Genomic DNA, 9,544 nt, shown 5'->3' on the forward strand with positions numbered 1-9,544 from the left:
TTCCTTGCAACAGGTCCTGGATGATCTCGACGCCGACGAGGCCCTCGAGCTCACCCTGGACGCCTGCCCGACCGGAAGGGGGCTCTGATGGCCAATATCCATGACTGCCTGCAGCGCGCCGTTGATGCAGGAGATCTCGACAAGACCCGGGCCGAAGAGGCCGGAACCCAATTCGAACAGCTGCTGGCCCGGTATGAGACCACCATGCCCCGCCATGCAGCTGAAGCGGCCGCCGCTGCCGATCTGAAAGAGGCAACCAGGCAGGCGCGGCGGTCGCGCCATCACAAGGTGGTCAACCAGCTGCAGGCGCAACGGCGCCTGCACGACCTGATCACCACGGCGAAGGACCCGGCGCGCGCCCTGATCAACCTGCTGGAGTGGAGCGAGGGAAGCGGCTTCCAAGGGGAAAGCGTTCAGTCCCTGGCCAATGCCCTGATGCGCGACGTGAATGCCGAGCTGAACGAGGTGTTGCGCGCCACGGGGCGCAACATGATCGGCAACAGCCGGGATCCCGTGCGGCTGCGGAAGATCATCCAGGAGCTGCACCTCGAGGACAGCGGCGATCCTGGTGCCAAGGCGATGGCCGAGGCGGTGCGGAAGGTGCAGAACCGCCTGCGCCGGATGTTCAATGCCCATGGCGGGGACATCGGAGAGCTGGCCGACTTCGGCGTCAGCCACAGCCATGACGTCGCCGCGCTTCGGCGTGTCGGCTTCGATGAATGGGCCAAGTACATCATGCCGCTGCTCGACTGGTCGCGTATCCGCAACCATAGCACCGGCAAGCCCTTCACCACCATTGGGGGGGCTCCCCGCCGCGCGGATGCCAATGCCTTCCTGTCCCAGATCTACGAGGGGATCGTGACCCGCGGCTGGAACGACAAGGATCCCTCGATGACCGTGGGGGGCAAGGCGCTCTACAACACCAGGGCCGAGCACCGCGAGCTGCACTTCCGAGGTGGCAGCGCCTGGATGGACTACAACGCCCGGTTCGGCACCTCGGACCCTTTTTCGGCGATGATTGGCGGCCTTCATGGCATGGCCCGTGACATTGCCCAGATGCGCGTCCTGGGCCCGAACCCGAAAATGGGGCTCGAGTATGCGACCCAGGTCGCCAAGCGTCAGGCGTCCCTAGAGAAGGACGCAGTGGTCGAGCAGAGGATCAACAAGGCTGGAGAGCGCGCGCAGACTATGTTGGCCCACTTCAGCGGAGCGGCCAACAGCACTAATAATGAAGTCGCGGCACGTTTCTTCAGCAACACCCGCAAGCTGCTTACCTCGATCCAGCTCGGCTCGGCTCCCTTGTCGGCAGTGACCGACATCGTGACGATACGGATGGGAGCCCGTGCGAGCGGGTTGAACCCCAACAATGTCATGGCCCGTTCGGTGAAGCTTCTTGCCTCTTCCGGTGAACGAGATCTGGCAGCTCGTCTGGGCTATGTTGCCGATACGCTTGCTGAAGCAGGAAGCACTGCCGCTCGCTTTACAGGCGACGTGATTGGCGGAGAATTCGCTGAACGTGTGTCGGGCTTCACCATGCGGGCATCGGGCTTGGCCTTCTGGACCGACATGAACCGGAACGCCTTCCGAATGGAGTTCTCGGCTTACCTCGCGCAGAACGCGGATCAGAGCTTCGACCAGATCGACGAACCCCTGCGAGATCTCTTCAAAGCGCGCGGGATCACCCGGTCGGACTGGGAGCTACTGCGTGCTCCGGACGGTTTGTTCACTGCTGGAAACGGCGCGACATTCTTGTCGCCGCAGCACTGGCGCTACAGCCAGAAGAGTCTACCGCCCGCCGAGGCCGAAGGCCTCTCTCTACGCCTGAATATGCTCATCGAGGAGCAGATGGAGGTGGCGATACCCTCGGCCAACCTCGAGGCACGTGCCTTCGTTCTGGGAAGTACGTCGCCCGGAACTCCATCGGGCGAGTTCATGCGCTCGACGCTGATGTATAAGAGCTTCGCGCTTTCCCTAATGCTGGCGCAGTACCGTCGCTATCTGGCGCAGCCTACCCCTTGGAACCGTCTTTCCTATGCCGCGAAGATGGGCCTTGGCCTCACCCTCATGGGTGGCATGGCGATCCAGTTGAAGGAACTCGCCAAGGGCAACGATCCCCGACCAATGGATGAGGCCAAGTTCTGGGGCGGCGCTATCCTGCAGGGCGGCGGCGCGGGCATCTTTGGAGATTTTTTCGCCGCAACCGAGAGCCGCGTGGGGGGCAGTTTCGAGATGACGCTGGCTGGCCCCGTCACGTCCTTCGGGGGCGATGTGATTGGCCTTGTCGGCAACCCAATCCACCGCGCGATCAGCGGGGACAGCTTCCTGCTGGGCCGCGATGCCGCGAATTTCGTCGGCTACAACACCCCGGTGTTTTCCAGCCTCTGGTACGCGCGCCTCGCCTACGGCCGTGCCGTCGCCGACCAGCTGCGCATCTTCCTCGATCCCGAAGCCGAGCGCCTCATGCGTCAGCAGGAGCGTCGCCAGCAGCGGGATTTCGGCACGGGCAGTTGGTGGCATCGCGGCCAGCTGCGGCCCGAGCGAGGGCCTGATTTCAGCAACATCGTCGGAGGCGAGCGATGACGACCGAACCTTTCTCCGAAGTCCCGAATTACACCGTCGCGGGCATGGGGCCCTATGCGATCCCGCATGAGTACACGAGTGGGGCCGTCAAGCCGGTCATCGAGGCCGTCGACGCGGATCCGGTTGCCCTGGACGAGGCGGATTACACGATCGATCCGGACAGCGGCGACGAGGGCAATCTCACGCTCAGCGCCAGCGCTGCCGCGACCTATGACGGCGCCCAGATCTATCTCTATCGCGAGACCAGCCTGCAGCAGGGCTGGGTGGGGCAGAGCGGGGCGCGCGAGAAGGGGTTGGAGCGCCAGCTCGACCTTCTTGCCCAGGGCGGTCAGGACGCCCTGGACGCCGCCGGCCGCTCGCTTCGGATCGCCCGCGGGAAGATCTCGCCGCTGAGCCCGGCAGATGGTCGCGTTCCCATCTGGAACGAGGAAAAGGGCGGGTTCGACAATGGCCCCTCGGCGACCGAAGTTGCTGCCGCCCAGAGCTACGCCGAAGAGGCGAAGGAGACGGCCGAGCAGTTCGGTGACATGGACACCGCGATCTCGGAAGCAGAGGATGCGCGGGACCGGTCCGAGAGCTGGGCCGAGGCGCCGGAGAATACCGAGGTCGAGGCGGGCAAGTACTCGGCGCTGCACCACGCCGCGAAGGCTGCAGCTGACGCGGACGGTGCCCGGGCTGCCCTGGATGAGACCAAGATCGTCAAGGACTACATCGGCGGCGCGGTCTTCCCGGTGGGCGCGGTGGCGATCTTCCCGATCAACAATGTCCCCAGCACCTTCCTGCCCATGGACGGCCGGGCCGTCACATCGGAAACCCCCGACCTGCGCCAGGTCCTGGTCGACGCCGGCGCGCCCTGGGGCTCCGACGGCACAGGTAACCCCTTCCTTCCCGATACACGTGGGGAATTCATCCGCGGCTGGGACGACGGACGGGGCGTCGATGTCGGCCGGACCATCGGTTCCGATCAGGACGAAGCACTGAAGGCACACCACCACCGGCTGTGGTCTGCCGATGTGAGCTCTGGGACCGTTTACGGTTTCGGAGCTTCGGCGCCTGGCGTCGGTGGGGGCAACAACCTCGGGACGGGCGCCTTCTACGAGGACGGCTCCTCGGGTCACCAACTTGTCGAGGACACCGGCGGGACCGAGACCCGGCCGCGCAACATCGCCATGATCTACGCGATCAAGGCCTTCCATGCCCATGCCGACCTGACCGGAAAGCTCATCGACCCTGCAACGGTGGCGGAGACCACGCAGCTCAAGCTCGATGTCCAGGCTGCGCTGGCAGAGACCCAGCTGTCGAAAGAAGATGCGCAGGCCGCGCAGGCCTGGGCGGAAGCCGCGCGAGATGGCGCCGAGCTCGCGGCGGGTGTCGTGGCGCGCGCCACCAGTGTGGCCGGTCTCACTGCCCCCGGGACCCTCGCCGAGGGCGACAGTGGCCTCGTGTCGGGAAGCGGCAGCTCCACCGTCGATGGGATCTACCAAGTTCAATCCGGTGCCTGGGTCCGCGTCCTTGCCCTGGCCTTCGCCTCCGCGAGCCAAGGCGCCACGGCCGAAGCGTCTGCTCTGGCCCTGCGGGACCGGGCACGGACATCGGATTTCCTGCGCCTTCTGGCGGACCTGGGCCAGGTCGAGGCGCAGAAATACGCCGGCGAAAATCAGATCCCGCTCCTGGTTCTCAGGAACTCTGAGGGGGCAGACATCTCCCCGGTCTACTATGACCTGAAATCGAAGCGCCTTGTGGTCAATGCCATCGCACAAGCCCCCGTCGCGCTTGCCATCGGCAAGACAATCTCGGCCCTCGAAAAGCATGGCGACCAAGGCCCTGTGTCTCCGTTCCACGTTGACGCCGCCGGCACCATCGTCGAGGGCTGGGACAAGGCCCAGAACAAGCCCTATGTCGCTGGCGTCTATGACCAGCTCTGGACGGCCGGGCCCGTGTTCGGTGAATGGACCGGGCTGTTCGGCACCGGCCAGAGCTTCATGGCCGGCGCCTACGGCTTTGACGAACTGGGCGAGGTCGTCACGCAGGCGCCGCGCTATGCGAACCTGACCTTCGGCTCGGGTGAACGCTCCGCGCGGCCGGGCGGCGCGTTCGAAGGGGACGCCAATGGAACCCCGGGCACCGCGACCACCATTCCGCTGATTGCCAGCGACACGGCATATGGCACGGAGCTGGATCACTTCGGCGAAAGCCAGGGGCCGATGCTCTGCGATCGTCTCTCCGAGATCTACGCGGAGGCCGGGATCGCACCCACGGAGCGGATCCTGTTCTGGGCGAATGCGGCCATCGGCGGCAACTCGATCGAGATGCTGCATTCGTCTGTCAAGAAGGCCTGGGCGCATGAGCAGCTGCAGGACTTCTGTACCCGGGCCGCTGCCGCCGGCAAGGCGCCGGTCATCCTGGCCAACGCCCATTCCCAGGGAGAGCAGGACATTGTCCTGGGCACGCCTCGTGCCGAGTGGAAGGCGGAGACTCTCCGCTATTTCCGCGAATGGGACGCCGCGGCCATGGCAGCGTCCGGCCAGGTGTTCCCGCCGGCGCATTTCGTCTGGCAGACTGATGCCGCGGGCGACGCCACCCTGATCACGACGGGCCAGCTGGAACTGGCGGAAGAGACCCCCTTGGTCTTCAATGTCAGCCCGAACTATCCCTTCCCGCGAACCTCGAACGCCAACACCCATCCGACCGCATACGGCTACCAATGGATGGGGGCCTACACCGCCCGGGCGATCGAGACCTGGAAGCGCACGCGTCGGGCGCCGCCCGTCTGCAAGCCGGTCGGTGCCGTCTATGACCCTGCCGCCAACGAGGTGCGCATCAGGTATGTCGTGCCGACGCCTCCGCTGGTGCTGGACCAGGTCTCTCTTGGAACGATCGTCGACGAGGGGATCAGGGTGACCGATGACGGCGTTGCGGCCAGCCTAGGCGCCGTCTCGATCCTAGGCGACGATACCGTCGTGGTCCCGATCTCGGGGGGAGCGCTGACCGGAGAGATCTCCGTTCGCATCGGCTACGACCACGGAGGATCGGCCCTCGTGACCCCGCTCACCGCGACCTCGATCCGCGACAGCACCCCCGACGTCACTTGGATCCCTGCCTACGGCGCCGCCATGCCCATGTATCATTGGAGCATGGCGCGCGTCCTGACCCCCACCAGATTGGAGCGCTCCTGATGCCCAGCTACTTCTTCCGCAATGATATCGTCACCGACATCCCCGGCGCACTGGTCCTTGATCCGGCCGATGTCAGCCCGGTGTTCCCCTACACAAGCGATCCCGAGGAAAACGCCAGCGGCCATTGGCAGTTCGGCGTTGACGACAGCAGCCTTGTCGGCCTCACCGGGGGAAGCGCGACCCTGGAGTTGACCGCGGGCGACTATGTCTGGGGTGGCCGCTCGATTACCGTGCCGGATGGCGACAACTATGGCGTCCTGCTGAGCGCTGATGACAGCCTGGTTCAGACGCTCTGCGCCAATGTCCAGGTGCCGGCGGACGACAAGATGCGCCCGGTCTTCACGACCCGGGGCTCGAACAATGAAACGGTCGGCATGAGGGTTGGCTTCAACGGCGCCGACAACGACGTCGAATTCTACGACTCCACCTCGACTTCTGCGGCGTTGCTGACCGTGCCGCTGCCCGAGGGCGTGACGGCCGGGGACTGGATCTGTCTCATCTTGGCCGAGGACGGCACCAATGTCCGCATCAAGCTCGGCGAAAGCGCGGTTCAGACCGCGGCGCTGGACGCGCGTGTGGCGGCAAGTCGAAAGGTCGCCCTGGGGTGGCCCTACATCAATCCCCTGGCGTCGACCGATCTGAAGCGGGCCAACACCTACGACGAGGCGATCACCTTCAGCACGGCGCTCGACAGTGCCGCCATGGATGACCTCTACGCCAGGCGCGTCGAGGACGCACGGCTCAGAGGATTTATCTTGCGCTAATCGCGAAGCACCCACGGGCCGTGTTGTCAAACGGGCCCTATCGATGCGGCACCGATCAAGAAGAAGAGGGCCCTATGGCCGGCAAGCCAGAATTCACACCGACCATCTCCTTCGGGAACCTGGTGCAGATCGTCCTGATACTCCTTGGTGGGGCCGGCGCGTTCTACGCCATGCGGGCCCAGACGGAGACCAATGCGTCGGAGATCGCCCGAAGCGCCGTGGAACTGAAGGAGGCGCGTGCCGAACAGAACCGGCTCGAGGCGCGTGTACGCGCCTTGGAGAATGAACAGGCCAGGGCGGATGAAAGGTTCTCTTCAATCCTCGGGCTGCTTGCCCGTATCGACGCCCGGCTTGAACGCATCGAAAGCACTCCGAACGGGAGGTGAAAATGGCACTTGATCTGACACCGCAAGCGATCGCCCGGAGCATCGTCGCCCGGGAGGGGGGCTTCGTGAATGATCCCGATGATCCGGGCGGCGCGACCAATTTCGGCGTGACCATCCACACCATGCGCCAGCTCGGGCTCGACCTCGATCGCGACGGCGATGTGGACGTCGCCGATGTGCGGATGCTGACGCAGGACCATGCGATCGAGATCTTCCTTGACCACTATCTGCACCGGCCAAAGATCGACCAGCTCCCGGAGATGCTGATCGACACGGTGTTCGACATGAACGTCAACGCCGGCGCCAACTCGGTGAAGATCCTGCAGCGCGTCCTGCGCGAGTTCCGGGAGCAGGTGAGCGTGGACGGCGCTCTCGGCCCCCAGAGCATCGGTGCAGCGCATCGGGTCGCACAGTCGGCCGGTGGCTACCTGCGGGACGCCTACGGCATTGCCCGGCGGAATTACTACTTCAGCCTCGCCGACGGCCGCCCGGCCTCCCGGAAGTACTGCCGCACCCGCGCCGGCGGAAAGGGCGGCTGGATCCATCGGGCCGAAGAGTTCATCTCGCCGCGCTACCACATGAGCGCGGCCCAGTTCGCGGAAAGGGTTTCCAAATGGGACTGATGACCAGCTTCTTCACCATGCTCTTCGGGGGCAACCGGAACGTGCTGCGCGAGGCGGCCGAGGTCTTCGTGCCGAACGCCGAGAGCACGGCGCAGCGTGCGGCGGACAATACCACCTCGGCCCGCTCAGCCTACGCGGCAGAACAGGTTCGCGGGGCCGGTGGTTGGTTCGGGAGCTTCGTCGATGCGCTGAACCGGCTTCCCCGGCCGCTGCTGGCGCTGGGGGTGATCGGGCTCCTGGTCGCCGCCATGGTGGATCCGATCTGGTATGCCGAGCGCATGCAGGGCCTGGCCCTGACCCCCGACGCCCTATGGCAGGCCCTGGGGGTGATCATGCTGTTCTTCTTCGGCGGTCGGATGCAGGTGAAGCACGGGGAGCTGAAGGCCCAGGTCGAAGCAATGCGGTCGGCCGTTCCCCAGGTGATCGAGAACGTGAAGGCGCTGCGTGCCCTGCGCCACGACAGCCCCGGCGTTGCGGCTACGGCAGGTGACGCAGAGCTGGAGTTGCGCGCCGTCGCGGCCGGTCCGGATCAGAACGCAGCGGTAGAAGACTGGCGGAAGCAAGCCTGAGAGCGCGTTCTGTAACCATTTGAAATCATTGCGTTCTATTTTCCGGATGCGTCTTGCTAACCCATTGATTTTATTAAGGTGGGCAGCGATTTGTAATCAGTGGGTCCGCGGTTCGAGTCCGTGTGGGGGCACCATCTCATCAGCTAACACATTGGTTTTGCTCCAGCTATTCGCAGTAGCTAGGAGCCGTAGACCATGTCGGAGACCATTTCGCCCGCATTCACCTTCGTGAAGGACGGAGTGTTCTACTTTACCCGCCGCATCCCGAAGGAGCTGAGGGACCACTACACAGCGACCCGCATCGCCTATTCCCTTCGCACAAGGTCCCCGAGGATCGCTGAGGCGAGGGCGCGTCGTGCAGCAGATCAACTGGATGAGTACTGGTATCACCTGCGCAGCCAGGTCACCGAACTGCCGGGCAAGCACATGCTGCGCCAGATGAGAGGCAAAGCGGATCGCACGACAGAACCTGCCGCTGTCGTTCCCACTTCGTCATCTGTTCTTTTGTCCGAGGCGGTCGGGATCTACCTGACCCAGAAAGGGAAGGGCAAATCCAAGACCTTCCACAGAGCTGCGGAGCGGGCCTGCGGCTACGTCATAGACGCCTGTGGCGACAAGCCACTCGATGCCTACTCGAAGGCGGATGCGAACGCCTTTCGTGACGCCTTGGTCGCCCGAGGTCTGGCGGGTAGCAGTATGACGCGCGTCTTTGGAACTGTCCGAGCGGTCACCAACTTCGCGGCCAGCGAGATGGGGCTGTCACTCATAAATCCGTTCACTGGGGTCTACTATGACCGGGACGCTGGCGTTTCTGAGCGCAAGCCAGTCGCGGCTGACAGCCTGGCGCAGATACAAAGGCTCTGTGTAGCAGCAGATGATGAGCTGCGGTGGCTGGTCGCGCTGGTCTCTGACACCGGAATGCGCCTTGCGGAGGCGGCTGGGTTGCTGCGTGAGGACCTGACGGTCTCAGCTGATGGCGAGATCGTGGCTCATGTGCGACCGCATCCGTGGCGGCGTCTCAAGACCAAAGGCAGCCAGCGTGATGTTCCGCTTGAAGGTATGGCGAAATGGGCGGCGCTGCGTATCCTGGAAGAGGGGGGAGACAGCAAGTTTGCCTTCCCTCGCTACAACACTGGGGAGGCGACCAATGCCAACTCTGCCAGCGCCGCGCTGAACAAATGGCTAAAGGAACATGCAGCTGCGGAAACTACCATGCATGGCTTCCGCCACGCCATGCGGGATCGCCTGAGGGCCGTGGAGTGCCCCGCTGACATCGTTGACCAGATCGGCGGTTGGCAGACTGACGGCGTGGGCCACAGCTACGGGTCGGGATACCCGGTGGAGGTGCTGCGCAAGTGGTTGAAGGCGGTCACCAGAGCCGACATGGTCTACGGCTCCTAGCTACTGCGAATAGCTGGAGCAAAACCAATGTGTTAGCTGATGAGA

7 protein-coding genes are annotated in these 9,544 nt (G+C 64.4%); all 7 read left to right on the forward strand.

Features of this window, described 5'->3' with window-relative positions:
* The first annotated feature begins 87 nt into the window (after positions 1-87).
* The 7 genes from OS124_RS0117535 to OS124_RS0117565 all read left to right on the forward strand — a co-directional run bounded on the left by OS124_RS0117535 (position 88) and on the right by OS124_RS0117565 (position 9,499).
* Entirely contained in the window at positions 88-2,580 is a 2,493-nt protein-coding gene (locus OS124_RS0117535; protein ID WP_010141152.1) for a hypothetical protein, read from the forward strand.
* On the forward strand, positions 2,577-5,756 hold the full coding sequence (locus tag OS124_RS26205) for a phage tail protein (RefSeq protein WP_010141153.1): 3,180 nt from the start codon (positions 2,577-2,579) through the stop codon (positions 5,754-5,756). The genes OS124_RS0117535 and OS124_RS26205 overlap by 4 nt, the downstream gene beginning before the upstream one ends.
* Complete coding sequence (locus tag OS124_RS0117545; protein ID WP_010141154.1) at positions 5,756-6,520, forward strand: hypothetical protein; 765 nt, start codon at positions 5,756-5,758, stop codon at positions 6,518-6,520. The genes OS124_RS26205 and OS124_RS0117545 overlap by 1 nt, the downstream gene beginning before the upstream one ends.
* Positions 6,521-6,594: 74 nt before the next feature.
* Complete coding sequence (locus tag OS124_RS25125) at positions 6,595-6,906, forward strand: hypothetical protein (protein ID WP_010141155.1); 312 nt, start codon at positions 6,595-6,597, stop codon at positions 6,904-6,906.
* 2 nt (positions 6,907-6,908) lie between these two features.
* Complete coding sequence (locus OS124_RS0117555; protein WP_010141157.1) at positions 6,909-7,529, forward strand: holin-associated N-acetylmuramidase; 621 nt, start codon at positions 6,909-6,911, stop codon at positions 7,527-7,529.
* A complete protein-coding gene (locus OS124_RS0117560; RefSeq protein ID WP_010141158.1) occupies positions 7,520-8,098 on the forward strand; it encodes a 3TM-type holin in 579 nt (192 codons plus the stop codon). Before OS124_RS0117555 ends, OS124_RS0117560 begins: the two co-directional genes overlap by 10 nt.
* 195 nt (positions 8,099-8,293) lie before the next feature.
* Entirely contained in the window at positions 8,294-9,499 is a 1,206-nt protein-coding gene (locus tag OS124_RS0117565) for a DUF6538 domain-containing protein (protein ID WP_010141159.1), read from the forward strand.
* Positions 9,500-9,544: the final 45 nt, after the last annotated feature.

The organism is Oceanicola sp. S124, assembly GCF_000220565.1.
Taxonomy (GTDB): Bacteria; Pseudomonadota; Alphaproteobacteria; order Rhodobacterales; family Rhodobacteraceae; genus Pseudooceanicola.

Excerpts from the sequence above, each read along its gene's own strand:
- OS124_RS0117565 (WP_010141159.1), top strand. The coding sequence starts at position 8,294 with ATGTCGGAGACCATTTCGCCCGCATTCACCTTCGTGAAGGACGGAGTG.
- OS124_RS26205 (WP_010141153.1), top strand. The coding sequence starts at position 2,577 with ATGACGACCGAACCTTTCTCCGAAGTCCCGAATTACACCGTCGCGGGC.
- OS124_RS0117545 (WP_010141154.1), top strand. The coding sequence starts at position 5,756 with ATGCCCAGCTACTTCTTCCGCAATGATATCGTCACCGACATCCCCGGC.
- OS124_RS0117560 (WP_010141158.1), top strand. The coding sequence starts at position 7,520 with ATGGGACTGATGACCAGCTTCTTCACCATGCTCTTCGGGGGCAACCGG.
- OS124_RS0117555 (WP_010141157.1), top strand. The coding sequence starts at position 6,909 with ATGGCACTTGATCTGACACCGCAAGCGATCGCCCGGAGCATCGTCGCC.
- OS124_RS25125 (WP_010141155.1), top strand. The coding sequence starts at position 6,595 with ATGGCCGGCAAGCCAGAATTCACACCGACCATCTCCTTCGGGAACCTG.
- OS124_RS0117535 (WP_010141152.1), top strand. The coding sequence starts at position 88 with ATGGCCAATATCCATGACTGCCTGCAGCGCGCCGTTGATGCAGGAGAT.